Consider the following 24,947-nt stretch of genomic DNA (forward strand, 5'->3'; position numbering starts at 1 on the left):
GGGCCCGGCCGGCTGTCGCATCTGCCGGCCGCGTCGTGCGCTGGTGGTTATCTCGTCAGTACCGAACCGAAGTTCCAGTCCCCGGAGCCGACCGCGTACACGGCCTCGGTGGCCGTGGCGCCGCGGAGCCGGGCGCCGGGGGGCGCGGTGGCACGGCCGCCGTCGGCGGGTACGTGGATCTCGGCGGTGCTGCCGGCCGGGACGTCGACGGTGAGGCGGAACCGGTCGCCGCTACGGGTCCAGTCGGTACGGGCGCGCCCGTAGGGCGTGCGGTACGAGGCCGACGCGGAGGTCGGGCCGCCCTCGACGGCGGGGTCGATGAGCAGTTCGGCGTAGCCCACGGAGTCCGGTGTCTGGGCGATACCGGCGAGGCGGCTGGTGAACCAGGAGTCGATGGCACCGAGCATGAAGTGGTTCTGCGACTGCCCGGGGCCGCCGTCCCAGGACTCGCCGAGCGTGGTGTTGCCGGCGACCACCTGGTAGCCGTAGCTGGGGCTGGTGGTCTGGGTGGCGATGTGCTGGACGATGTCGTCGCGGCCGGCGGCGGACAGCACGCGGAAGGCGGCCGGGAGGGAGATCTCACCGAGCAGCAGGTGGTAGCCGGCGCTCTCGACGGAGCCGGTGAAGTGGGCCAGCAGCCGGTCCTTCTCCCCCGCCGGGTAGGCGCCCATGTCCAGGGCGAGTGCCTCGGCGCCCTGGCCGCCGCCTCCGAAGGTGCCGGTCGCCGAGTCGTAGTACGTGGCTGTCAGGGCGTGGACGGCGGTGTCGGCCTTCGCCCGGTACTCCTGGGCGGCCGTGTCGTCGCCGAGGACGGTGGCGATCCGGGCGAGGGCGTCCACGACGCGCCAGTAGCCGTAGGTACTGGCGACCGCGCGCGGGAAGGTCCGGTCCGGGGTGAACCAGTCACCGAGGCCGTAGTCAAGGATGCCGCCGCTGACCTGGGTCTGGAGGAAGGCGGCGTACTGGCGCATCCGCGGGTAGTACGTGCTCAGGGTGGAACGGTCGCCGTAGGTGGTGTACAGCTGCCAGGGCACCAGGACGAAGGCGCCGCCCCAGTTGGAGTCGTTGCGGTAGGCGCCCGGCAGGCTGGTGTACTCCGGGACCGTACTGGGGATCAGCCCGTCCGCGGTCTGCGCGTCCGCCATGTCCCGCACGATCTTGCGGAGTTGGGACTGCATGTCGTAGTTGGCGGCGAGGGCGGGGAAGACCAGTTGGTCCTGTTCGAGCCAGCCGAGCTTCTCGCGGCTCGGGCAGTCGGTCAGGATGCTCATCATGTTGCCCTCGACGGCCCCGCGGATCAGCCCGTGGATCCCGTTGATCAGGGGGTCGGAGCTGGTGAAGGTGCCGGCCGAGGTGTTGTCGGTGCGCAGGACCTCGCCCCGTACGGTGACCTTCGCGCCCGCGGGCAGCCCCTTCAGCTCCAGGTAGCGGAAGCCGTGGTAGCTGAACTCGGGGTGCCAGGTGGCGGTTTCGGTGTCGCGGGTGGTGTAGCTGTCCCACAGCGGGGCGCCGACGTTGCTGATGGACTGGAAGGCGTGGCCGTCCTTGAGGCTCTCGGCCGGGTAGACGCGGACCTCGGTTCCGGCGGGCGCGCTGACGGTGATCTCCGGCCAGCCCGCGATGGTGCGGCCGAGGTCGAAGACGCGGCTGCCGTCGGCGCCGTCGACCTGCTTGCCGACGAGGGTCTGGACGACGCGGATCGGCTCGGTCTCGCGGGCGCTGAGCGTGGCGGGCGCGTCCGTGCTGCCGGGGGCGGCGACCGGGACCGCGTGCTGCCATGAACCGCGGTCGCCCTGGGGGTCGTTCCAGTGCGGGAGCTCGCGGCGGGCGTCGTAGTCCTCGCCGCCGTACCAGTTGCTGGAGGTGGTGGGGCCCAGTGCGGTGCGCCAGTCGTCGCCGCTGCGGACGGTGCGGACGCTGCCGTCGGCGAGGGTGATCTCCAGCTGGGCGATCAGCTTGGGGTCGCTGATGTCGCCGTACAGCTTGCGGTAGCGGTCGGCGGTGCTGATCACGTTGGACATGCCGTTGCCGAGGGCGACGCCGATGGTGTTGGCGCCGGCCCGCAGCCGGTCGGTGACGTCGTAGGTGGCGTACTGCACCCGGTCGCGGTAGTCGGTGTTGGCGGGCTCCAGGACCGCGTCGCCGACCGGGCGGCCGTTGAGGCTGGCGTCGTAGACGCCGAGTCCGGCGATGTGGAGCCGGGCGCTGCGGACGCCGTGGGGCAGGGTGAAGTCGTCGGTGAGCAGGGGCAGTCCGGCGGGCAGGTAGGGCTTCGGCGGCTGCTGGCCGGTGACGTGGGAGAGCGTGGTGTAGGGGCCGGCCGGGTCGTCGGAGGCCGACAGGGCGTAGTCGGTGGGGAAGCCGGGCACCTGGCCGACGTCGGTGAGGACGTCGGCACGCGGGTAGAGGGCCACCTGGTCGAACGTCTTCGTCGTCCTCAGGTCGAGGGTGAGCGTGACGGGAGCCGCCGAGGTGTCGGCGGAGGTGTGGGCCGCGCTGGAGTATCCGGCGGCGGTCTGCAGGGCGCTGTTGGTCAGACCGTCGACGGCGAGCGCGGGCTCGTAGGTCTTGCGGATCGTGTTGGTCTCGGAGGCGGTGACCGCCGCGCCATGAGCCAGACCGGTCGCCGACGTCTGCGTGTCGCGCACGTCGATCTCGCCGAGCTGGAGTCGCCAGGTGCGCGCGTCGACGCTCTCCTTGAGCGGCAGTCCCAGGCGGGTGACGTCGAGACGGACGTAACGGGCCGTCGTGCGGGGCAAGTTGACGACGACCGGCTCGATCTCCCGTTCACTGAGCCGCCATTGGGGGTGGGTGATCCACTGCGCCTGCCAGTCGGACGCCTTGGTCAGGCCGGTCTCGAAGACGGCCGTGTCGCTCCAGCCGGACTTCTGGCGGGAGTCGGACCAGAGCATCACGCGCCAGTACACGCGGGTCCGGGAGCCGAGTGTGCGGCCCGCGTACGTGGTCTGCGGGACGGCGGAGGCGACCTTGCCGGAGTCCCACAGGTCGGGACGGGCGGAGCGCAGCCGTTCGGGCGAGGTGGCCGCCTGGACGCGGTAGGCGCTCTGCAGGACACCGGTGGTGCGGGCGATGGTCTGCCAACTGAGGTCGGGGGTGGTGTCGTCGATGCCGAGCGCCTCGTCGAGGTGCTGGGTGCGCGGATGCGCCGGGGTGAGCACGCCGGTGGTCGAAGCGGCGGCCGGGACGGTGGAGGAGACGGCGGTGAGGAGGGCGGTCAGCACGGCGGCCGGCAGGAGGGCGAGGCGACGCGGGCGGGGCTTGTTCCGTCGCGTGGACGGGAGTTGGGGCATGGCAGTCCTCGGGAGGTCGGATCGCGGGCGCGGGTCGTCCGTCAGACGCGGTGCAGCGTGGCGATGGTCCGGCGCCGGAAGCGCAGGCTGACCGGGCCGAGCAGACCGGAGGGCAGCGGCTTGTTGCGCTCGTTGGAGAGGGTGTTGGAGACCCGCACGACGAGGCGGTTACGGCCGGGGACGAGACTCTCGGTGACGTCGGTGACGAACGGCGCCCACAGCGACGGGGGTTGGGCATGGCCGTTGACGGTCACGCCGGCCACGTCCCGCACCTCACCGAGATCGAGCAGCACACGCCTGCCGTCCAGGACGGAGCGGTCGACGTCGATGTCGGTGGTGTAGGTGCCGGTGCCGGAGTACAGCGGGGCGTACGTGGTCCAGCTGCCGAGGGGGCCGCTGACCGGTGTGTCGCCGTCGCGGTCCAGGGACAGGGTCCAGTCGCCGGTGACGGGCACCGGGGCGAGCGCGTCGTCGACGTGGACCGTGCCCAGGTAGGTGCGGCCCGAGTCGGTGCCGGTCAGCGGGTAGCTGCCGGGCTGCGAGACCTCGACCGTGGCGCGCAGGGAAGCACCGTGCCGTTCGACGGAGAGGACGTCGACGGAGGCGTCCGTGAGGTGGGGCCCGGTCTCGGCGCTCCGGCGGACGATGACGATGCGGGTCTCGTACGCCTCGAAGATGAGGGGGAGGTGCAGGCCGCGCTTGCTGACGCGGTAGACGGATGCCGGTGCGGTCGCGCCGGTGGCCGGCTGCCACAGGTGCGGCACGCCCTCGGCGGGCAGGACGGCCGTGGTCGCGACGGCGGTGGCGCCCTCGTTGTTGAGGAGGAACGCGGTGTCCGTGCCCCGGGTGACCCTCAGCACCCGGATCGTGTCGCGTGCCGGTTCGAGGACGGCGGCCGCGGCTCCGGCCTCGTGGGCGGCGGCACCGAGGGCGCTCACGTCGGCGACGCGCAGCGCGAGCCCGCTGCCCAGGGCACGCCTGCCCGGCAGAGCGTCACCGAACAGGTCGTGCAGGGTGCGGGCCAGGGAGCGGTCGTTGCCGTCGGCCTCGTCGGCGGGCAGCGCGCCCACGGCGACGACGGTGCCGCCCGCCCGGACGAACGTGTCCAGGGCACGCACGGACGCCGTGTCCAGGGTCGGGGTCACCGGCACGACGACCAGGTCGTAGCGGGCGGCGCCCACGGTCAGCCGGCCGGAGCGCACCGAAGCGTGGGCGAGCAGGTCCGGGTCGCCGCTCAGGGCGCCCTCGTGGAGGAGGTCGAAGTCGACCTGGGCGCGCTCCAGCGCGTAGGCGGCGTCGCTGAGGGCGCCGTCGACCTCGCTCTGCCGGTCGGTGCCGGCCCACTGTTCGGCCGCCCGCTGGGGCTGGAGCAGCGCGGTCCGCGCGGCGGAGGTGCCGCGCCCCGCCTCCATGACCCGGCCGATCCACTCGGCGAGCGGTCGCATCGACCACCACCAGGGCGCGCGAGGGCCGAACGGCGGCGGGAAGTAGACGACGTTCTCGTCGGTCCACAGAGCGTGCAGGACCGTCAGGTTGACCCCGCGGGCGGCCTGCGCGCCGACCGTCGCGTGCACGAAACCGGGCGTGACCTGCCAGCCCATGTTGCCGAACATCTCCATCAACGTCCGTTCCCGGCCCATCTGATGGGAGACGGAGACGGGGTTGCGGGGCAGCATGGTCTGCTCCCCCGGCACGTACTCGGCGGTGATGATGTCACCGCCGGGCACCTGCGCCCACTGGTTGACCTTGTGCAGGTCGCCGGTGCTGCGGACCCGCTTGGCGGGGGACGTCTCGTCGTAGAGCGGGTTGGTGATCAGTTTGACGCCGTGCTGCTCGCACCAGCCGGCCTGGGCGCGGAAGTAGCGGGCGAAGCGGTTGGAGACGGCCTGCCAGAACAGGCCGCGGGAGATACGGCCGCTGCGGCCGAGGTCGTCGAAGGCGGCGGCGTAGGCCACGCCGGGCTCGACGCCCACCGCGCGCAGCGCCCCGTCCAGCGTCGGCGACCAGGGCAGCCGGTTGAAGTGGGCTTCGGCTGAGGCGAAGAACGGCTCGTCGTCCCAGAAGCCGGGGACGACGGTGCCGAAGTAGCGGCGGAAGCGGCGGTGGTACTCGCCCGGGACGATGTCCAGGAAGAGCCGTACGGGCTCGTCGTCGAGGAGATCGACGTAACTGCGGCTGTAGCCCTGGGTGTCGTCGACGAGCGGGGTGCCGCCGAACAGGTCGATCTGCCAACGGCCTTCCGGCACTTGCCAGTTGCCGTCGTCCGACAGTCGTGCGGTGAGGTCGACGACGTCGGTCGCTTCGGTGGTGCCGACGGGGCGCGCGGCTCCGGCCACGGCCCGGGCGGCCGGCGAGGCCCGATCGGGAAAGTCTCCGGCGGCGGCGCCGTCGGCGAAGGTGGTCGTGTAGAGGCTGCCCCCGTCGGCCGCGGTGACGGCGAGGCTGTCCCACAGGCCGCGCTCGTCGCCCACGGCCCGCACCCCGACGCCTCCGGCGGCGTACCGGTCGTCGGTCACGGTGCCCTTGTCCCGCCCGTCGAGCGTCACCGAGAGGGAGGCTCCGCGGACGGTCACCACGACGGTGTGGTACTTGGTCTTGTTGAAGCCGTCGGTGCGTGTGCTGCGGGCGAGTTGGACCGGGTCCGCGTCGCGGGAGAGGCGCAGCACGGTGACGACGCCGGTCTGGTCGAAGGCGACCGCGTAGCCGTCGAGGCCGTCGGCGGAGGCCCGTACGACGAGACCGGCGGCGGTGTGCTCCGCCTTGGCGGAGGCGGTGACGGTGTAGTCGGTCCACGCCTCGCCGCCGCGCAGGACGGTCGCGCCGTCGAGGACGGCGGCGTCGGCGACCAGGTGAGCGGCCTCCACGCCCACGCCGGTGCTGCGGCGCAGGTCGACGCGGGCGGGCCCCTGGACCACCGTGGTGGAGCGCCACAGTGCCTTGAGCCGCAGATCGGGGCGGGGTGCGTAGGTGCGGGAGCCGACCGTGCCGCCCTTGACGATGTACTCGCCCGCCCGGCCGCTGGGGAAGTGGTCGTCGTTGAACAGCCATACCCGCATGCCGGTCGCCTCGGCGGTGCGCAGCACGTGCCCGACGATGTCGAACCACTCCTCGGTGAAGAAGACGGGCCGCATCGCGTCGTTGTCGAAGGAGAACAGGACCACCTCGTACATGCCCTTGTCCCGCAGGTCGGCGAGTTGCCGGTCGACGAGTTCGGGGGTGACGGGGCCGTTCCAGTACCAGTAGACGGTGGGGCGGCTGTCCTTGGGCGGGTCGGTGAAGCCGGGTCGCGGCGCGTTCCGGGGCGCGGCGGCGGCCGGGGGGACGGCGAGGCCGAGGCCGGGCAGACCGGCGGCCACGGCGGTGCCGACGCCGGCCGCGGCCACGAACCCCCGTCTGGACAGGGGGCTTTGGGGAGTGCTGTCGGACATGCGGGAACTCCTGTGCCTGTGCGGGCAGAGCTGTGCGGAACGGAAAGGTGGCGCGGAAAAGGGGCGCGGGAAAAGAGAGCGCGGGAGCGGGGCGGGGAAGAGGGACCGGACGGGTCAGCCGGCGGCCAGCCGGGCGATCTCGGCAGCCGTCAACGCCCGGTTGTGCACCCGCAGATCACGGACGGCGCCGTGCAGACGGGGATGGGTGCTGTTCTGGGAGCGGCCGAGGTAGGAGCGGGTGGTCACGCCGAGCAGCAAGGGGCTCGCGACCATGGCGGGGTTGCGTCCGGACTCGACGCCGTCGAGGTAGACCACGCCGGTGTTGCCGCCCAGGGTCAGCGCCACGTGGGTCCAACGGGCTACGGGCAGTGGGCCGTTCGCGTCGATGAAGTCCTCCCGCTCCATACCGGCGATCTTCAGCGCGGCGCGGGCCCGTCCCGCGCCCGTGGTGGCGGCGAGGAAGAGATAGGTGTCCTTGTGGTAGCCGAAGTCGAAGACGCGGGCGGAGGCGGCGAGCGTGTCGACGCGGACCCGGACACTGATCGTCAGCTGGTCCAGAGCCGTCAACATCCCGGCGGGCAGGGCGACATGACCGCCGGTCCCGTCCAGTGACACGGCGGGGCCCGTGCCGTCGTCGGCCCAGACCGCGCCCGTGGCGAGGGTGGCCGGGCCGAAGTGACCGGTCCGGTCGGCCGGGTTCCCCGTTCCCTCGTCCAACGGGTAACGGGCGGTGTCCCGTTCGCGGCCGGGGTCCGGGGGCACGGCCCAGTAGACGTTGTAGCGCTGGTGCTGCACCTGGTGGAAGGGGCGCAGACCGACGGACCGGCCGTCGGCCGACACGGTGAAGCGGGTGTCGGTTCCGGGGAGGGCCCGCAGCGACCGGGGGCGGATCGTGGGCAGCGTGTCCGGCCCGGTCTCGGCGTACTCGCCGGCCAGCACCAACGGGCCGTACGACACCGATCGCACCTGGGGGTTGTCGGGCGCCGCGGTCCACACCGGCCGTCTGGGCAGGGTGAGTTCGACGGTGTCACCGGTGCGCCAGGTCCGCTCCACCGTGGCGTAGGTGCCCGGACGCGGTCGCGTGGTGACCGGACGGCCCCCCACCTTCAGCACCGCGGACTGCCCGGTGCCGGCGACCCAGGAGGGGATCCGGATCCGCAGCGCGAAGCGTCCCCCGCCCGCCGTGACGGTCAGCCGGGTGCTGCCCTCCTCCGGGTACCTCGTCTCCTGACGAACCGTCACGCCACCTTGCTGCCAGCGGACTTCGGAGGGGATGAAGAGGTTCACATAGAGCGTGGGCGCGGTCGGACCGCTGGAGCGGAAGTAGATGGAGTCGGCGAATTTGGTGTGGGTCTCCAGGCCCGTGCCGTGGTCGCAGGAGAAGTTGTCGTAGTCGCCGCTGTAACTGCCGGGGGCCGAGCCGAGACCGCCCTTGGGTTCACGCCGGGAGCCGGCCCACAGACCGGTGTAGTACGTGACGAACCCGTGCTCGGAGTCGGGGTCCTGCTCGCCGAGCATCTGGTTGTAGAGCGTCCACTCGTAGTGGTCCATGTACCGCGTGCGGTCGGGGCGGTGCAGGAAGAGCCGGCGTCCCAGCTTCAGCATGTTGTAGCTGTTGCAGTTCTCGCAGGTGACCTCGGAGAGCCGGCTGACGATCTCGTCGGGCGGCCCGAACAGCTCCTGGTTGGAGTTGCCGCCGATGGCGTAGGAGTGGTGGCGTACGACGGTGGTCCAGAAGGTGTCGGCGATGTCCAGGTAGCGCCGCTCCCCCGTCGCCTCGAAGGACGGCACCGCGCCGACGACCTTGGCGATCTCGGTGTTGGCGTGCCGCCCGGCGAGTTCGTCGCGCCCGGCGGCGAGCGGGGCGTACAGGTCCTCGTGGTCGAAGCGCCGGGCGGTACGCAGGTGCGCCGGGTCGCCGGTCACCAGATGGAGCCGCGTCAGCACGTCGTTCATGCCGCCGAACTCCACCTTGAGGAGGTTCTGCATGATCGCGTACGAGAGCGGCGCGGTGCGGGTGTCTGCCCACGCGGCCATGGCCCGCAGCACGTCCAGGGCTTCGTCGTTGCCGGAGAGCTGGTACTGGTCGAGCAGACCGGCCATGATCTTGTGCAGGGTGTAGTACGGCGCCCAGGGCCTGCCCCCCGCCTCCAGCTGGTCGAAGACCGTCTCGGGGAACGCGGAGAGGTAGCCGGCGTGGAAGCCCGCGCCCGGCGCCGCCCGCTGGCACTCGGCGAGAGCCGAGACGATCGCGCGGCCCTTCTCCGCGTAGGCGGCGTCCCCGGTGCCGGCGTGGGCCTGGGCGAGACCGCTGAGCAGATGGCCCGTGGTGTGGCCGCGCAGCTGGACGTCCGGGGCCTCCCAGCCGCCGCAGGGTTCCGCGCCGGAGGGCAGTCCCACGGTCGTACGGAAGGTGTGCAGGAGCCGGTCGCCGTCCACATAGAGCAGATAGGCGCAGGTACGGCCCATGTTGGCGAGGAAGGGACTGTCCAGGAGCCGCACCTCGGACAGGCCGAAGGCGGCGAGTGCGGGTCCGCCCGCGCCGGTGGGCCGGAGTCCGGGGAGCGGGTCGGTTGACGGCTCGGCGGGCGAGGCGGCGCGGGCGACCGCGCCGGGGCCGGCCGCCGTGACGGCGACCGCTGTGGTGGCGGTGAACAGGATCTGGCGGCGGGACGGGCCGACGGTGTCGCGTGGGGCGGGCAACGTGCGGACTTCCTTCCACGGAGGGGACGGAGAGCGCGGAGGACTCAGCGGATTCAGCACGGGCTGAGGGCACGCGGCACGGACAGCCGCCGCTTCACCACCGAGGGACGAAGCGTCGTCAGCGCCGTACCGCACCGCATTGAATCGTTTTATCTCGCAGGCGCAGACGCTAGGGTCGGTCATGGTGAACGTCAAGGCCTTGCACAGGAATTGATCGAGGCAGGCCGGACGATTGAAGCGAATTCCCTGGTGGGGCACGCCATTTGAGCCGAGAAACGCCGATGGCGCCAGCCGCCTGAGCCTCGCATCTCCGAACTACCCACATCACGACGGCAATTGAAACGTTCAATTCGAGAGGGGCCCGCGCCTCGACTCCCGGTCGGTCGACGTCAGGTGCCCGGGTGGCGGCCGCGGGGTGGTTGCCCCCAGGGCCGCTCCAGAATCTCCCGCAGGGCGAGCACGCCGTCAGCGCCGATACGCGAGACCAGCGCGCGTTCCAGGTTCTCGATCGCGGCTTCCGCCCGCTCGTGCACGCGTCGCCCCTTGGCCGTCCGCCGGATCAGCCGCCGGCGCGCGGAGTGCGGGTCCGGTACCTGTTCGAGCAGGCCCGCGGCGACGAGGCCGTGCACCGCCTGGTGCGCCGTCTGCCGGGCCACCCCCATGCGCCGGGCCAGGTCGGCGACGGTCGTCCCCGGTTCGTCGAGAACGGTGAAGACGTGCAGCTGGGCCACCGAGACGGGCTCCGCCCCCTCCGCCTCCAGAGCGGCGAGCAGACCCTCGTCGAACCACCGGCGGGCTCCCCCCAGCAGCTGCGGCAGATTGTGGCGTCCGGCACTCATGCGCTCCCCCTCTCCCGACGGGAGCAGAGCATAGGTCTTGCCCCGCGTGATCCCTTCATGTCAGGCTACCTGACGGTTTACGTCAGGCAGCCTGACGTTCAACGCCCGGCACCGAGGAGAACCCGTGACCATCGAGTACGCCACCCGCTACCGCCGCGCCTCCCACATCCCGCCCGACCCCGGAACGCCCTACTTCATCGAGAAGGGCATGGGCGACCGCGCCCACCTCTTCACCGACCTGTTCACGGTGTACGCCGGCGGCGAGCAGACCGAGAACAGCTTCAACTTCTTCACCTGCGAGGGCCCGAAGGGCGACACCATCCCCGCGCACAGCCACGCGAACACGTACGAGGTCTTCTTCGTGACGGACGGTGCGGTACGGCTCTTCGTCGAGGACGGCAGCGGGACGCAGCACTCCAAGCTGCTCACCTCCGGGGACTTCGGTTTCGTCCCCAAGAACTGCGCCCACGCCTACCGCATCGAACGCAACGGCAGCCGCATCGTCGGCGTCGCCTCCGGCCCCACGGGCACGTTCGAGCGCTTCTTCGAGAACCTGGGCACCCCCACGGAAGCGCTCGGACTCCCCCAGGCACCGTACGTACCCGAGCCGCACAAATTCGGCACGCTGCCCGAGCAGTACGACATCCAGTTCCTGCCCCACCACCAGTGGCGGGACTGATGGCCGCGCCCCAGGACCTGCGATCCCTCATCACGGCTCCGCACCCGGACCTCGCTCCGCTGCCACCCGCGGCGCCCGTCGGGGACGGCGTACGGCTGCTGCGCGGCGTCCCCTACGCGGAGGTGCCCGGAGCGCGTCCCCTCGAACTCGACCTCTGGCTCCCGACCGAGACCGGCACGCGCCCGCTGCCCCTGCTGCTTCTCGTCCACGGCGGGGCCTGGCGCAGGGGGCGCCGTGACGAGATGGGCTACCGCCTGCGCTCCTGGCACCCCGGCCCGTTGGCCCGCATCGCCGCCTCCGGTTTCGCCGTCGCGTCCGTCGACTACCGGCTGAGCGGTGAAGCCGTCTTCCCCGCCCAGATCGAAGACCTGCGCGACGCCCTCGGCTGGCTCGGGCGGCGCTCCGCCGAACTCGGCCTCGACACCACCCGCACCGTGGTGTGGGGCGAATCGGCCGGCGGCCACCTCGCCGCGCTGCTGGCCCTGGCGGACGACCTGCCGGGCATCACCGGCGCCGTCGTCTGGTACGCGCCCAGCGATCTCACCCTGAACGCGGAGAACCCGCACACCCCCGACGCCCTGCTGCTCGGCGCCGCACCGGCCGACGTGCCCCGACTCGCCGTACAGGCAAGCCCTTTGCGGCAGGTGCGACGCGGAGCGCCGCCGTTCTTCGTGGCACACGGGGAGGCCGACTCCATGGTGGACGCCGCCCACTCCAGGCGCCTCGCCGAACGGCTGACGGAGGCGGGCGTCCCCACCGAACTCCGCCTGCTGCCGGGCGCCGACCACGTCTGGCACGGGCTGCCGGACGACCAGCTGGAGAACATCTTCGCGGACTCCCTGAACTGGGCCCACGGAGTCGTCGGCGGCCGACCCGTGTGATCCCGCCCCGCCGCCCGCGGTCAGTGGCGGTGAGAGCGCTGCCGCGTCGGTGGCGGTGGTGGAGGGGTGGTGGCCGCTGACGAAGGTGGTGCGGTTCCGTTCAGGGTCGTGATGCCCGGTCGCCTGCTGGGGTTGAAGCGCTTCGATGTTCGCGGCTGACACCGCGACGATCCTGCGGGTCACGAGGAGCGGGCAGTGAGGAAGTCATGTCCTTGGGGCGGGTTGCGTTGTGCACCAAGGCCCGCTCCCGCACCATCCGTTGACAGGTCAGGCACTCGCATGCGACGGTCGAAGCGCTTCAACGAACCAGGTCACGCGGCCCGCTTCCACGGTGCCGCGCCCGGTCGCCGCCGACTGCCATCGACTGCCAGGACGGACATGGCGTACTTCGACAATCCCGTCATCCCCGGTTTCAGCCCGGACCCGAGCATCTGCCGCGTCGGTGACGACTACTACGTGGCCACCTCCAGCTTCGAGTACGTACCCGGTGTGCCGATCCGGCACAGCCGAGACCTCGTGCACTGGCGGCTGATCGGGCACGCGCTGGACCGGCCCTCGCAGCTGGCGCTGCCCGACACGGCGCCGTCCTCGACCGGCGTGTACGCGCCCACGCTGCGCCACCACGACGGCCGGTTCTGGCTGATCACGACCGTGGTCGCCGGGGCGGGCAACATCCTGGTGACGGCCGAGGATCCCGCCGGGCCGTGGTCGGAACCGCTGCCGATCGACATCCCCGGTATCGACCCCTCCCTCTCCTGGGAGGAGGACGGCACCTGCTGGTGCGTCTTCTCGGCGGACGGGATCCGCGCCGTGCGCATCGACCCGAACACCGGCGAACTGCTGGGCGAGCCGGTGCCGATGTGGTCCGGGAGCGGACTGCAGTATCCCGAGGGCCCACACCTGTACCGGGTCGGCGAGTGGTGGTACCTGCTGCTCTCCGAGGGCGGCACCGAACGCGGCCACGCGTTGTCCCTCGCCCGGGCCCGCACCCTGCCGGGGCCGTTCGAACCGCACCCGGCCAATCCGGTGCTGTCCCACCGCAGTACCGGCCATCCGGTGCAGAACACCGGCCACGGCGACCTGGTGCAGGCGCACGACGGCACCTGGTGGATGGTCCTGCTGGGCACCAGGCCCCGCGGCGACACACCGATGTACCACGGCATGGGCCGGGAGACGTTCCTGGTTCCGGTGCGCTGGGAGGACGGGTGGCCACTGCCCGGTCCGCTCGACCTGCGGGCCACAGCACCCGAGTTGACACCGCACCCCTGGCCTCGGGAGGCGGACCGTGACGACTTCGACTCCCCCGCTCTCGCCCTCGACTGGGTGACACCGCGGCGGCAGGACCCCGAGGCCGTCCGCCTCGACGAGCGCCCCGGCCACCTGGTGCTGCATGCCCGCGCGGAGAGTCTGGACAGACCGGGCGCGCTCTTCGTCGGGCGGCGTCAGCGCGACCCCGACTGCGTCGCACGCGCGCTGGCCGACGTCGCCGACGGCGGCCGGGGCGGGATCGCGGTACGGCTGGACGAGGCGCACCACTACGAGGTCGAGGTGGCCGACGGTACGGTCCGCGCGATCGCGCGGATCGGCCCGCTGTGTCACGCGCTCGCCGAACGAGCCGTAGGGGACGGCCCGTTGACCCTGCGGATCGACGTCACGACCTCCGACGTCCTGCCGCCCACGGTCACCGCCCGCAGCACGGACCCGGAGCGGGACCCCGCCTCCGGCCTCCGGGTGGGCGGTCCCGACACCCTCCGCCTGGGGTACGAGACGGAGGACGGCGACTTCGAGATCCTCGCCGAACTCGACGGGCGCTACCTGACCACCGAGGTCGCCGGCGGCTTCACCGGCCGCGTCTTCGGTATGTACGCCACCCGGGGCAGCGCCGCCTTCGACTGGTTCGAACTGCGGGCCAGCTGACGGACACCAGGACGACGAGGTTCTTGCCACCGGCAGCACCCTGTGGCAGCGGAGGTGCTCCCACGGGTACGCCGGTCACCCCCGCGTCGTGCGCGGCCTCGGTGCCGGTATTGGTGATGGTGACGCTCTTGTCGTACGTCTCGCCCGGCTCGGGGGCGGGGGCCCACCGGATGCGCACTTCACGTGATAAGCGCGCCTCCGACTGGGCACTCGCCGGGCATCGGTACCGGATTCGGGACCGGCACTTCTCACCGACGTCGCACACGGAGAGAGCCATGGACAGCAATCCCCACGGACCGGACGGAGCCCACCAGCGCCCGGACGGTGTCAGCGAGGAGACCGTGCAGGCGCTGGGGGCGCTCTCGAAGGCACTGGAGACCACCGAACGGGCCCGAGGCCACCTCTACAGCTTTCATCAGCTGACCGGCACGGCGGACTTCCAAGTGGAACGAGCGGTCGAATTGCTGCGGGAAGCGGGCCACCCCGAGTGGGCCGACAAAGTGCAGTCGGAACTGGTGGGCCGCAACGTCATACCTGGGCACTGGACCTTCCAGATCATCGAGGCGTACGACACCACTTACCATCAGCCGTTCACTTCGCTGGAACAGGAAGCCGTCCATGAGCTGGCCGCCGGCCGCAGGCATCTGCACGAGGCTCGGATGAAAGAGGCGCGACGCACCACCGGCCATCCCGACCACACGGCCCGGCCGGGCAGCGGGGACGAGCCACCGGAGTGACCGACACCTCCCCCTCCCGTCCTCTCGGCCGCCCTGTCCGGTAGGCGCTCCCCGGCCCGGATTGCGCAAATCGCGCGGCAGGCATTGACGATCGCGGTGGGATTCCTATCATCCAGAGTGTCCGACACCCCGAGTGGCGTTCGGAATTTCGGACAGCAAGGTCGGAGACCGGCCTGCACCGAAGCCGGTGACAAGCCGATGACGGTCCCACGCCCGGAGTTCCGCATGCCCTCAACTGTCATGCGCACGTCATTCCAAAGCTGTCCGCGTGCGCACCCGCTCCGCCCGTCCTCACCCAACCGTTCCGCCCAGCACGGTCCTGGCTCCTCCGACGCCACGGTCTCGACAACACCCCCCACCTGCAAGGGAGTTCATCCATGTCCGGCACCCCACGGCCCCGGCTCCTGCGAACCACGCTGCTCGCCACCGGAGCGGCCGCCGCGCTCAGCGTCGGCCTGCTCACCGGCACCGCTCCCGGCGCGCCCGCCGCGGCCGCCGCCACCTCGCAGCCCTGTGACCTCTACGCCGCGGGCGGCACCCCCTGCGTCGCCGCGCACAGCACGACCCGCGCCCTGTACTCCTCCTACAACGGCCCGCTGTACCAGGTCCGCCGCTCCTCGGACAACGCCACCCGGGACATCGGTGTGCTCAGCGCGGGCGGGGCCGCCAACGCCGCCACCCAGGACTCGTTCTGTTCCGGCACCAACTGCGTCATCACCGTCATCTACGACCAGTCCGGCCGCAACAACCGTCTCACCCAGGCACCGCCCGGCGGCTTCTCGGGCCCGGCCGCGGGCGGCTACGACAACCTCGCCAACGCGACCGCCGCGCCCACCACGGTCGCAGGTCACAAGGCGTACGGCGTCTACGTGGCCGCCGGCACCGGCTACCGGAACAACGCCACCAACGGTGTCGCCAAGGGCGACCAGCCGGAAGGGATGTACGCCGTCCTCGACGGCACGCACTACAACGGCGGCTGCTGCTTCGACTACGGCAACGCCGAGACCAACAGCCGGGACAACGGCAACGGCACGATGGAGGCGATCTACTTCGGCAACATCAAGGTCTGGGGCTACGGCTCGGGCAACGGCCCCTGGATCATGGCCGACCTCGAGAACGGACTGTTCTCCGGTGTCAACCAGCACTACAACGCCAACGATCCGTCGATCAGCTCCCGTTACCTCACCGCCGTCATCAAGGGCGGCGCCAACACCTGGGCCATCCGCGGCGGCAACGCCCAGTCCGGTGGCCTGTCCACCTTCTACAACGGCGTCCGCCCCAACGTCTCGGGCTACAACCCGATGAAGAAGGAAGGAGCCATCATCCTCGGCATCGGCGGCGACAACAGCCACGGGGCGACCGGCACCTTCTACGAGGGTGTGATGACGTCCGGTTATCCGTCGGACGCCACCGAGAACGCCGTACAGGCGAACATCACGGCGGCGGGATACGGCAAGTAGAAGCCGGGCCGGTCACAGCAACTCCCCGGCGGATCGCGGCTCTTCATGTACGGGCCGCGATCCGCCGGACCGGGTGCCGCCGTAACTCCTGCGCACGGACGGCCCGTTCGGGGCCGACGGCTGCGAGACGGTGCCCGGAACCGGTCCTGTCCGACCGCGCCGGGGCGCGTGCCCCAGCGCGTGCCCGATCCGGACGGTCAGGGGCCTCCCCCGTCATCGAGCCGCGCCCGCCCCGCGCCCAACGCGCTCCGGGCGCGGCACAGTTCGGCCCGCTCAACTTCCGTCAGACCGCCCCACACCCCGTTCGTCTGGCCGGTGGCCACGGCCCAGGACAGGCACTCGGCCACGACCGGACAGCCTGCGCACACCGCTTTCGCCTCACGGACATCCCGCAGCGCGGGCCCGCTTCTTCCCACCGGGAAGAACAGCTCCGGGTCCTCTCCCACGCAGGCCGCGCGCTCGATCCACTCCATGCCCGCCTCCCTCCACTCGCACCCCGCCGGGGCCGCGCCTCGCGAGTACCCACGGCGCGGCACACGAGAAGCGCACCGCGCCAACACCTCGGGAGGAGGCGGCTCGGATTCTTTTGCTCGCGCCCGATGGGGTACCCCTCCACGCGGGCCACGGGAGAAGTGGGTCGCCCGGACCGAAGAAAGCAGCGGGAACATGCCCGATCTCTCCGCCGTACTGACAAAGGCTCTCGGAGCGCGGGAGAAGCGCCCCGGCCGCACTCTGCTGACGGGCTGGTTCAGTTTCGTCGACGGGGAGGTGACCGCGGGGGACGCGCTGGCCGAGCGCCAGGTGTCCGCGTCGCTCACCCGGGCGGGCCTGGCCCACGACACCGCCTGGCGTCCCCACTTCCGCCCCGAGAGCCTTTCGCTGGAGGCGGCCGAGCCCGCGGAGTACGACACCTTTGTCTTCGCGTGCGGGCCGCTGCACGGGAGACAGCTCACCGACCTGCACACCCGGTTCGCGCGGTGCCGTCGGATCGCCGTGGGTGTCAGCGTCGTCGACCCTGCCGACCCCGCTGTCACGGGCTTCGACCAGGTGCTCGCGCGGGACGGCCGCGGGATCGTGCCCAGCCTGGATCTCGGGGCGGTCCCGCCGGTGGTCGGTCCGGCACTGACGTACGGCCGGGGCGAGTACGGCACCCGGCGCCGCCACGGCGAGGTGGCAGCGGCGGTGACCGGCTGGATCGGGGAGAAGGACTGCGCCCGGGTGGAGACCGACACCCGGCTGGCCGTGGACGACTGGCGGCTCTGCGCCACGGCGGACCAGTTCATGGCTCTGGTCGGCGGGTTCGACCTGGTGGTGACCACACGGCTGCACGGCCTGGTGCTCGCCCTGCGGGCCGGCACGCCGGTCATCGCCGTCGATCCGGTACGCGGCGGTGCCAAGGTGTCGGCCCAGGCACACGTCCTGCGCTGGCCCGCGCTCCTCGGCGCCGAACGACTCTCACCGGCCCTCCTGGACCGCTGGTGGGTTTGGGCCCTCTCGACGGACGGCACAGCCGCCGCGGCACGCCGCGCCCGGACCATGCGGGTGGACGGTCAGTCCAGCAGCAGCCTGCGGACGGCCTCCTTGACCGGTCCGGTCCCTGAGTGGCGGGGCGGCCGAAAGAGACTGTCTCGCCCAGCCGGTCCAGGTCGGTGACACCCTCTGCGCGTGCCCTGCGCCGGTCCCGCCGAAAACACGGGCACCCGGATTCCCGCGTTCAGGTCACCGTGAGTACGTCGTCGGCCTCGGGCCACCCGAGGTCGACGACGCCGTCACTCACCCGGTGGACCGAGAGGTCGGGCAGGTCGACGTCGCGTGGCACCGTCAGGTCCGGCAGACGCAGCGTGTGCAGCAGGCGTCCGCTGCGGCCGTCCAGGACCAGCAGGTCGGCATCGAGCACCCGGCCGGTGTTCCCCCCGGGGATCGTCGCGTTCTGGACGACGTAGACCCGGCCGTCGGCGAGCTTGGCCGTGCCGAACGAACAGCCGGCCAGGACCCGGCGCTCCCAGACCCGCTTGCCGACCCGGGTGTCGTAGCCGGTCAGGACGGTGGCGTCCCCGCTTTCCGGCGCCCCGGGGTTCGCGCTGGAGACGATGACGCCGTCTCCCGCGTCGTCCGGGGACCAGGAGCCGCTGGTGAATGCGGTGCGCACGGTGGCGCCCTTCCGGTCGACGTCCAGCACTTGGACGCGGTCCTTCTCTCCCCGCTCGCCCGAGGTGTGCGGGGCGACGGCGACCAGTGTGTGGTCGTCGGCCCGGTGGAGCTCCTGCCGCACGCCGCGTTTCCACAGCTGGGTGCCCGTGCGGTTGTCGACACCGACCACTACGCCGTCCTGATCGTCCGGGGACGCGCAGCCGAGTTCGACCGCGGTCAGGTGCTGGGGCAGATCGACGACGGTCCAGGGTGTGGGGTCCCCGCAGGACCGGGGAGGCTTGAGCTGCCACAGTTCCGCCCCGCTGCGCTCCGAGAAGGCGGTGACACCGCCGGGGCTCTGTGCGACGACCCGGCCCGCGCCCACGTGCACCTGCTGGAAGCCGTCGGGCGCGGAGTCCGCACGCCACCGCACGTTCCCCGTGCGCAGGTCGATGCCGACCAGTGTGCCGTCGCCGAACCAGGCCACCACCGTGTCGGCCGATGCCTCGACGGCGGGATCGTCGGCGCCCTCGTCGTGCCGCTCGTAGCGCCAATACTCTTTGCCCGTACGGTAGTTCAGGGCGCGTACGCCGGAGCCCGTAGGGTCGATGAACAGGCCGTGGACGAGCGCAGCCGGGCGCTGGGGATGGTGTGCGACACGGGACGGCGCGATCGGAGCCTCGGTCCCCAGGGCCGCGGGGAAGGGACCTCGGCTGCCGGTGACCACGTCCCGTTCCGTGTACCACTGGATCGCCCGGCCCACCGACATGACGACCACGAGGGTCACCAGCACCGCCATCACCTGGCGTCTCGCCGCCGGGTCGGGTTCCCCCAGCAGACGCGTCGTCTTTGTCACAGCACTCCCCCACCGCCCGGCCGCCTGTCCCTCGTGATCCGGCGGCGCAGTGATCTTCCCGCCCCGCTGCCGGAGACACAAGGCAGAGGCGACAGAGGCCGCTCCACCTTCGACTCGGCGGAACCGCGTCCGCCGTCGGCGCTTCTGATGTCGGCCCGGCGCCCGGAGGCTCGCGAGCGGCGTTGCTCCTCGGTCGGGTGCCGGGTCGTCAGAGCCAGAGGCCCTTGATCACCGCTTGTCGGCGGAAGCCGCCGTCTGGTAGAAGTCGCGCAGGTCATGATGGTAGTCGCGGTAGAGGTTTCGCTCCCGCGCTTCGTTCCATGCGGGGATCGCCGAGGAGAGTTCGGGGACGCCGACGTTCCAGCGTGTGTCGAAGGAGACCGTCCGGAGGAAAGCCGCCGTCGCACGGACTTGGGCCGGGCCGAGGATCAGGAAGGGCGGGTTGGCGTCGGTGGGGTCGCGGACCACGTGACCGCCCTCGATCGGGAGGGAGTCGGGCTCCCCGCAGGCGCCTTCCGATGCACCGGTGTAGAGGAGGTGCACATGGTCGAAGTCCTTGTTGATCGAGGTCGCGATGCCGGCGTCGAACTCTTCGCTGTGCCGCTCCCAGGCCGCGAGCATGAACCGCGTCAGCCAGGCATGGTCCTCGACGATCGCCTCTGCGGGAGCGGCTCGAAAATGCAGGTGGACGCTCATGGACGCAAGGGCTTTCTCTCCACGGACCCGGACCCGGACCCGGACTCGTGATCGGGAGTCTGGACCGTGGCGCCGACAGACTCCGCCGCGCCCGCGGTGCCTGGGAGCGACCAGCGGGGTCCGGCGGGTCGCGGAGGGGCATCCCGCAGCGTGTGGCCCGCGGACGGTGGCCGTCACGGGCGGGGCCGAGGTGTGCGGGCTCGTCTTGGGTTCGCCGGGCGGCCGGTTGCCTCGTCTCTGAGGTGCCGGCCGCTCGCGCATCACCGTTCGTGCTCAGGCCACGCCTTTCTTGAGCGAGGAGAGGTGGGCGAAGACCACGACGTTGGCCGAGTAGCCGTGCTTCTTGTCGAAGCTTCCGCCGCACGTCATGAGGCGGAGCTCGGGGCGGCCGGAGGTGCCGTACACCTTGTCGTTCGGGAACTTGTCCTTCGCGTACTTCTCCACCTCGTCGACCGTGAAGACGGCGACCGTCTGGTCGGCCCGGGTGACCTGCACCGTATCGCCCCGGTGCAGGGCGTTGAGGTTGAGGAAGATCGCCGGTCCGGTCCTCGTGTCGCGATGGCCGACGAGCAGGGAGGTTCCCTTCTCACCGGGTGACGAGCCGTTACGGAACCAGCCCACCACCTTCGGCCTGTTCAGCGGCGGAGCGCCCAACTGCCTTTTCCCGTCGAGGTCCAGGCCGATGACCGGGGCCTCGATGAAGATCGCGGGAATGGTGACCTTCACCGGCCGGGAGCGGGCCAGCGGTGCGTGGGTGACCTGGCGGGACGGCCGGACGCCGCCCCCCGCGGCGTCGGCGCTGCGGACAGCGGTGGCCGACGGGCCTTCGGACGAGTCCGAACTCGCCCAGACGACGCCGGCCACCAGCGAGAAGGTCGCGCACAACGTCATCGACAAACGGCACGCACGACTGGGTCCCCGTCGTCGTCTGGGCCGCCGGCTTGCTGCGTCACGCCTCGTTGCGGGCACGGCGGCGCGCGATCCGGCGGGCCATGACCAGCGCCGCGATGCCGACCCCGCCTGCGGTCAGCGCGGCGGCGGGGCCGATGTTCGAGTGACTTTCGGAGCTGACGTTCTGCATCTCCGGGACACCGCCGCCGCCCGCCGGGACCGCGCCGGTGGGCTGGTACTCCCGGCTCGGGGCGATCTCCGTGGAGTCCCTACGGTGCTCGCCGTTGGCCTGGGACTCGGAGTCCCGGCGGTGCTCGCCGTTGGCCTGGGAATCCCTGCCCGGGCCGGTCTCCGCCGACTCCCGGTGGTGATGGGCCTGCCGGTGGCAGTCGACCAGGAACCTCTTCTGCTTGGGGCCCGACGGGGTGGTCCACACCAGTTGGTACGTGCCCTGCGGCAGCAGGTACTTCGCGCTGCGCGCCGCGCCGTTGATCAGCGGCAGCGTGCTCTGCAGCGTGTCACCGGGCGGAACCGTCGGGGGCTGCGCGGTGATCGTCCACGGAACCGCCGGGAGCGACTCGAAGTTGCTGGCGGCGAGGACGAACTCACAGACCTCGACACCGTCGCCGCCGCGCGAGTGCCAGTCGATCGAGCGGATGTCGATGTCGCCGCTGTCGCCGGGGGCGGCGTGAGCGGCTCCCCCTCCGGCGAGGGTGACGCCGATGACGGCGACGGCCACCGCAGCGCCCCCACGGACGCCGCGGGAGCGGAGGGACGAGGAGATGGTCATGCGGAACTCCTTCGAGCCGGGATGATTTTCGTACTTATCGGCCAAGCACGTAATCAATGTCACGAATCGTCAGAAATTGCTGAGAGACACGGGCGAAGCGAACGGATATACCTCGAACAGCCCACGGCCGGCCGCACATCCCGCCGCGGACGAGTCCGGCACGCCGGGCCCGGAATCAAGCCGCAGACCGCCCCCGACCCTCCGGTCACCGGATGCGGCCATCGCGCGTTGCGAAACGGAACTGCGTTCCGTATCGTAAGCGGAGCGAGGTTCCGTTTCGTCGCGTCGGCCTCCGCGCCGCACGAACCGAAACGACCGAGCCCTTTGAATCCTTCGAAGCCGCGTGAAAGGCACCTCCATGTCCCACTCCACAGCCGCACAAGCACAAGAGAGCGCCGGCGCGCCCACCATGGTGGTGTCCGCGCGGCCGGTCGTGCTGGCCGCACCGGGCCGCGGCGAGGACCTCCAGGTCCGCGTCTCCGCCCCGGCGACCGGCAGCGGGCTGCCCGTCATCGTCTTCTCGCACGGCTTCGGTTGCTCGATGAACGACTACGCTCCCCTGGTGGACTTCTGGGCCGCTCAGGGCTTCGTCGTCCTCCAGCCCACCCACCTCGACTCCCGGACCCTGGGCATTCCCGCCGAGGACCCCCGCACCCCGCGGATCTGGCGGATCCGCATCGAGGACCTCACGCGCGTTCTCGACGGACTCCACGTGCTGGAAGCCTCCGTGCCCGGTCTGCGCGGGCGGCTCGACCGCGACCACATCGCGGTGGCCGGCCACTCCTGGGGCGCCCAGACCGCGAGCGCGCTGCTGGGCGCGCGCGTCCTGGACTCCGACGGCGTCCCCGGTGAGGACCTGTCCGACAGCCGAGTCGGCGCGGGTGTCCTGCTCGCCCTGACCGGCCTCGGCGACGCCCTCAGCCCCTTCGCCGAAGAACACTTCCCCTTCATGAAGCCGTCCTTCGACACCATGACTCCGCCGGCTCTCATCGTCGCGGGCGACCACGACCAGTCGATGCTCTCCACGCGCGGGCCGGACTGGTTCACCGACCCCTACACCTACAGCCCCGGGGACAAGAGCCTGCTCACGCTGTTCGGGGCGGAGCACTCGCTCGGAGGCATCACCGGATACTCGGCCACCGAGACGACGGACGAGAACCCCGCGCGTGTCGCACTCATCCAGCGACTCAGCTCTGCCTTCCTGCGGGACGCCTTCCAGGCCGATGACACCAGTTGGAAGGCGGCGGCCACGGAGCTGGAGCAGAGCCCCGACCCGCTGGGGAAGCTGGAGAGCAAGTAGGCCGATCCACAAGGGAGTTCAGCGTTCCCCGGCTTCGGCTGTGCGCCGACGGGACACGCGGTGGCCGGCGCGCAGAAGGCGTGTGCTCAGCCGGTGGCTCCTCGACGTGCCGCACGGAGTACGAGAACGAAGGTGCCCGCCGCCGCGAGTACCCCGGTGACGGCCACGCCGACGCGGCGCGCGCGGGGACTGGCGAAGGGGGCCAGGTCGCGGAGGCGGTCGAAGGCGCTGAGCGGGAGTCCGCTCAGGGCGTTGCCGGGCGGACGGCGTGAGACACCGGGGTGCGGATGGGTGGGGGCGCTGATCCGCACCGCCTCCCAGACGGCGCCGACCAGCCTCAACTGACGGTCGCTCAGGGCCTCGCGCATGCGGGGCAGCAGCGCGTCCTCCTCGTCGCGGATGTCCTCACGGATGAGCGAGAAGGCCTGCTCGGTCCACTCCACGTGCCGGGAATCGTCCGGAGAGGTCTTCTCGATCCGGGCGACCAGCTCGTTGATCGCCTGGTGTTCCTCTTCGACCTGCCCGGTGAGCTGCTCGCCGTCGGACGAGATCCGTCGCAGAACGGGCCAGAGGACGGCCTCCTCCGCGAAGGCGTGGCTGAACACCAGTTGCACGATGTCCTGCCAGGCAGCGTCGCGTTCCGGCTGCCGTGTATCGGCGGCGAGGAAGCGGTTCATCAACCGGTCGAGCTCCGCGTGATCGCGTCGCTGTCGCACCAGGATGCTGCCGCCACCGCCCAGCGCGGCGGCATGCTGGTCCGCGATCGACGTGGTCATGCGCCTCCCTTCTCTCGCTCCTCCGAGGACGAGGACGCGGACGCGGCGTCGTGCGCGGACTGTGTGTCCTGCTGACCCTCGCTGTCGGACGTCCGGGGCCGCTCCTGGTCTCGCGTGGCGTCCTCCTCCGGATGGACGTCCCGCTCGCCGGTGACCTCTTCCAGCAGGGACGTCTCGTGCTCACGCGGGTTCGTCATGTCGCTCAACTCCTCTGTCTGCTGCGGTCGGGCCGGGGGCGGCCCTCACCGGTGCGCGGTCGCCGTGGTGGTGGCGGTGGCCGTTGTCGCGGGGATGGAGTCGGCCGTCTCCCGTACGTCGCTCAGGACGAAGCCGCTGCGCGGTCGCGTCGGTACACGCCCGAGCGGGATACTCAGATCCTGCGGCGGCACCCTGTATTCCAGCCGCGCCAGCCGTACGGCCAGTGCCTCCAGCAGCCCGATGGTGAGACCCTCCCCGGGACACCTGTGGCCGGTCTGCGGTACGCCGCCGCCCTGGGGGATCAGCTCGTCGCGCTCGACGGGGCGGTCGAGGAACCGCTGCGGACGGAAGGCGTACGGGTCACCCCACAGCTCCGCGTCATGGTTCTGGCCGTAGACGTCCAGCAGGACCATGCCGCCGGCCGGGAGCGTCTCGCCGCGCCAGGACAGGTCGCGGGCGGCCAGGCCGCCGAGGAACGGGGCGAACGGATAGAAGCGGCGTACCTCGTGCACGAACGCGGCGGCGAAGGTCGCGTCGTCGGTGCGCAGCCGCTCCCGGTTGACGGGCCACCGGTGCATGGCGTGCGCGGAGAACGCGGCGAACCAGGTCACGGCGACTGTGGGGCGGATGACGTTGAGCAGTTCCACGGCGGCCGTCCTGGCGTCGAGCAGGCTGCCGTCGGCGTCGCGATGCCTGGTCACGCGGTCGAGCACCGAGTCCCGCGGAGCCGCTGTGCGGCCGGAACGCACGTCCTCCACAAGGAGCGCCAGCCGGTCCTCCTGCCTGCCGCGGGCCCGCCGGGCGCGCCAGTGGCGCGGGCCGAGGGTGGCGAACCCGTCGACCATGGCGACCAGGTCGCGGGCCATCGGCTCGGCGTCGGCCTCGTCCAGTGGTACGCCGGCCCAGGCGCAGACCCCGCGGGTGAGTACGACGCTCACCGCGCTGAAGAGCACGACGCGCTCGCCGGCCGCCCAGACGGGTACCCGCTCGGCCCACGCGCCCGCGACCTGTTCGACCAGGCCGGCGATCGGGTCCACGTCCATCAGCGGGAGGAAGAAGGCCTTGCGCGCCCGGTGAGCCGCACCGTCGAGGGTGTGGACGGCTCCCTGGCCGAAGAGGGTGCCGATGACCGGTTCGGGGATCGCGCCGTGGCGGAGGACGTTCTGTTCGTCGTAGAAGAACCGCACCGCGTCCGGGCCGCGCACGGCCAGGGCGGGGCGGCCCAGGAGCCGGGTGCGCACGACCCTGTCCGGGCACCGGCGCATGCGGTTGGGCAGCCAGGCGTACCCCTCGGTCAGGAGGGGCAGGGAGTTGTCCGCAAGGGGTCCGCTGTGTGCGTCCATGGCGACCGGGTC

General features: G+C 71.6%; 18 protein-coding genes and 1 pseudogene. 7 read left to right on the forward strand and 12 right to left on the reverse strand.

From position 1 onward, the window contains the following. Window positions 1–47 precede the first annotated feature (47 nt). The 4 genes from ABZT12_RS23025 to ABZT12_RS23040 all read right to left on the reverse strand — a co-directional run bounded on the left by ABZT12_RS23025 (window position 48) and on the right by ABZT12_RS23040 (window position 10,281). A complete protein-coding gene (locus ABZT12_RS23025) occupies window positions 48–3,311 on the reverse strand; it encodes a family 78 glycoside hydrolase catalytic domain (protein WP_356387631.1) in 3,264 nt (1,087 codons plus the stop codon). 41 nt (window positions 3,312–3,352) lie between these two features. Then, the gene (locus ABZT12_RS23030) at window positions 3,353–6,739 is read right to left on the reverse strand and encodes a glycosylhydrolase-like jelly roll fold domain-containing protein (protein WP_356387635.1); all 3,387 of its coding nucleotides are present in this window, start codon (window positions 6,737–6,739) and stop codon (window positions 3,353–3,355) included. A gap of 114 nt (window positions 6,740–6,853) precedes the next feature. Further along, window positions 6,854–9,442 carry a beta-L-arabinofuranosidase domain-containing protein gene (locus ABZT12_RS23035; protein WP_356387638.1) on the reverse strand — a complete coding sequence of 863 codons (2,589 nt, stop codon included), beginning with the start codon at window positions 9,440–9,442 and terminating at the stop codon, window positions 6,854–6,856. Between the two features lie 389 nt (window positions 9,443–9,831). Then, complete coding sequence (locus ABZT12_RS23040) at window positions 9,832–10,281, reverse strand: MarR family winged helix-turn-helix transcriptional regulator (protein ID WP_356387641.1); 450 nt, start codon at window positions 10,279–10,281, stop codon at window positions 9,832–9,834. Between the two features lie 124 nt (window positions 10,282–10,405). On the opposite strand from ABZT12_RS23040, the gene ABZT12_RS23045 reads away from it, so the two are divergent. From ABZT12_RS23045 to ABZT12_RS23065, 5 genes and pseudogenes are all read left to right on the forward strand, one after another. Continuing rightward, entirely contained in the window at window positions 10,406–10,960 is a 555-nt protein-coding gene (locus ABZT12_RS23045; protein ID WP_356387644.1) for a quercetin 2,3-dioxygenase, read from the forward strand. Next, window positions 10,960–11,841, forward strand: coding sequence for an alpha/beta hydrolase (locus tag ABZT12_RS23050; RefSeq protein ID WP_356387647.1), 882 nt, complete (start codon window positions 10,960–10,962; stop codon window positions 11,839–11,841). The genes ABZT12_RS23045 and ABZT12_RS23050 overlap by 1 nt, the downstream gene beginning before the upstream one ends. 378 nt (window positions 11,842–12,219) lie before the next feature. Next, entirely contained in the window at window positions 12,220–13,758 is a 1,539-nt protein-coding gene (locus ABZT12_RS23055) for a glycoside hydrolase family 43 protein (protein WP_356387650.1), read from the forward strand. Window positions 13,759–14,033: 275 nt separating this feature from the next. Continuing rightward, window positions 14,034–14,495 carry a hypothetical protein gene (locus ABZT12_RS23060; protein ID WP_356387653.1) on the forward strand — a complete coding sequence of 154 codons (462 nt, stop codon included), beginning with the start codon at window positions 14,034–14,036 and terminating at the stop codon, window positions 14,493–14,495. 377 nt (window positions 14,496–14,872) lie between these two features. Beyond that, window positions 14,873–15,946, forward strand: a pseudogene (locus tag ABZT12_RS23065) (arabinofuranosidase catalytic domain-containing protein); the annotation flags it as partial. A gap of 206 nt (window positions 15,947–16,152) precedes the next feature. Here ABZT12_RS23065 and ABZT12_RS23070 read toward each other — a convergent pair. After that, window positions 16,153–16,428 carry a WhiB family transcriptional regulator gene (locus ABZT12_RS23070; RefSeq protein ID WP_356387655.1) on the reverse strand — a complete coding sequence of 92 codons (276 nt, stop codon included), beginning with the start codon at window positions 16,426–16,428 and terminating at the stop codon, window positions 16,153–16,155. Window positions 16,429–16,621: 193 nt separating this feature from the next. Between ABZT12_RS23070 and ABZT12_RS23075 the strand changes: the two genes are divergently transcribed. Further along, complete coding sequence (locus tag ABZT12_RS23075; RefSeq protein ID WP_356387658.1) at window positions 16,622–17,608, forward strand: polysaccharide pyruvyl transferase family protein; 987 nt, start codon at window positions 16,622–16,624, stop codon at window positions 17,606–17,608. Window positions 17,609–17,669: 61 nt separating this feature from the next. Here ABZT12_RS23075 and ABZT12_RS23080 read toward each other — a convergent pair whose 3' ends face one another. From ABZT12_RS23080 to ABZT12_RS23095, 4 genes are all read right to left on the reverse strand, one after another. Continuing rightward, the gene (locus tag ABZT12_RS23080; RefSeq protein ID WP_356387661.1) at window positions 17,670–18,941 is read right to left on the reverse strand and encodes a PQQ-binding-like beta-propeller repeat protein; all 1,272 of its coding nucleotides are present in this window, start codon (window positions 18,939–18,941) and stop codon (window positions 17,670–17,672) included. 228 nt (window positions 18,942–19,169) lie between these two features. After that, a complete protein-coding gene (locus ABZT12_RS23085; RefSeq protein WP_356387664.1) occupies window positions 19,170–19,637 on the reverse strand; it encodes a DUF1877 family protein in 468 nt (155 codons plus the stop codon). Window positions 19,638–19,910: 273 nt separating this feature from the next. Then, window positions 19,911–20,528, reverse strand: a complete 618-nt coding sequence (locus tag ABZT12_RS23090) for a class F sortase (RefSeq protein WP_356387667.1) — start codon at window positions 20,526–20,528, stop codon at window positions 19,911–19,913. 58 nt (window positions 20,529–20,586) lie between these two features. After that, window positions 20,587–21,318, reverse strand: coding sequence for a hypothetical protein (locus ABZT12_RS23095; protein ID WP_356387670.1), 732 nt, complete (start codon window positions 21,316–21,318; stop codon window positions 20,587–20,589). Between the two features lie 358 nt (window positions 21,319–21,676). On the opposite strand from ABZT12_RS23095, the gene ABZT12_RS23100 reads away from it, so the two are divergent. Next, window positions 21,677–22,618, forward strand: coding sequence for a chlorophyllase (locus ABZT12_RS23100; protein ID WP_356387673.1), 942 nt, complete (start codon window positions 21,677–21,679; stop codon window positions 22,616–22,618). 86 nt (window positions 22,619–22,704) lie between these two features. Here the strand turns inward: ABZT12_RS23100 and ABZT12_RS23105 are convergent, their stop codons facing one another. The 3 genes from ABZT12_RS23105 to ABZT12_RS23115 are packed head-to-tail and all read right to left on the reverse strand — an operon-like array spanning window position 22,705 to window position 24,935. Next, on the reverse strand, window positions 22,705–23,394 hold the full coding sequence (locus tag ABZT12_RS23105; protein WP_356387676.1) for a hemerythrin domain-containing protein: 690 nt from the start codon (window positions 23,392–23,394) through the stop codon (window positions 22,705–22,707). Beyond that, window positions 23,391–23,591, reverse strand: coding sequence for a hypothetical protein (locus ABZT12_RS23110; RefSeq protein ID WP_356387679.1), 201 nt, complete (start codon window positions 23,589–23,591; stop codon window positions 23,391–23,393). The genes ABZT12_RS23105 and ABZT12_RS23110 overlap by 4 nt, the downstream gene beginning before the upstream one ends. Window positions 23,592–23,636: 45 nt before the next feature. Then, window positions 23,637–24,935, reverse strand: a complete 1,299-nt coding sequence (locus ABZT12_RS23115) for a cytochrome P450 (protein ID WP_356387681.1) — start codon at window positions 24,933–24,935, stop codon at window positions 23,637–23,639. Window positions 24,936–24,947: the final 12 nt, after the last annotated feature.

The organism is Streptomyces sp. NPDC005423 (assembly GCF_040606415.1).
Classification (GTDB): Bacteria; Actinomycetota; Actinomycetes; order Streptomycetales; family Streptomycetaceae; genus Streptomyces.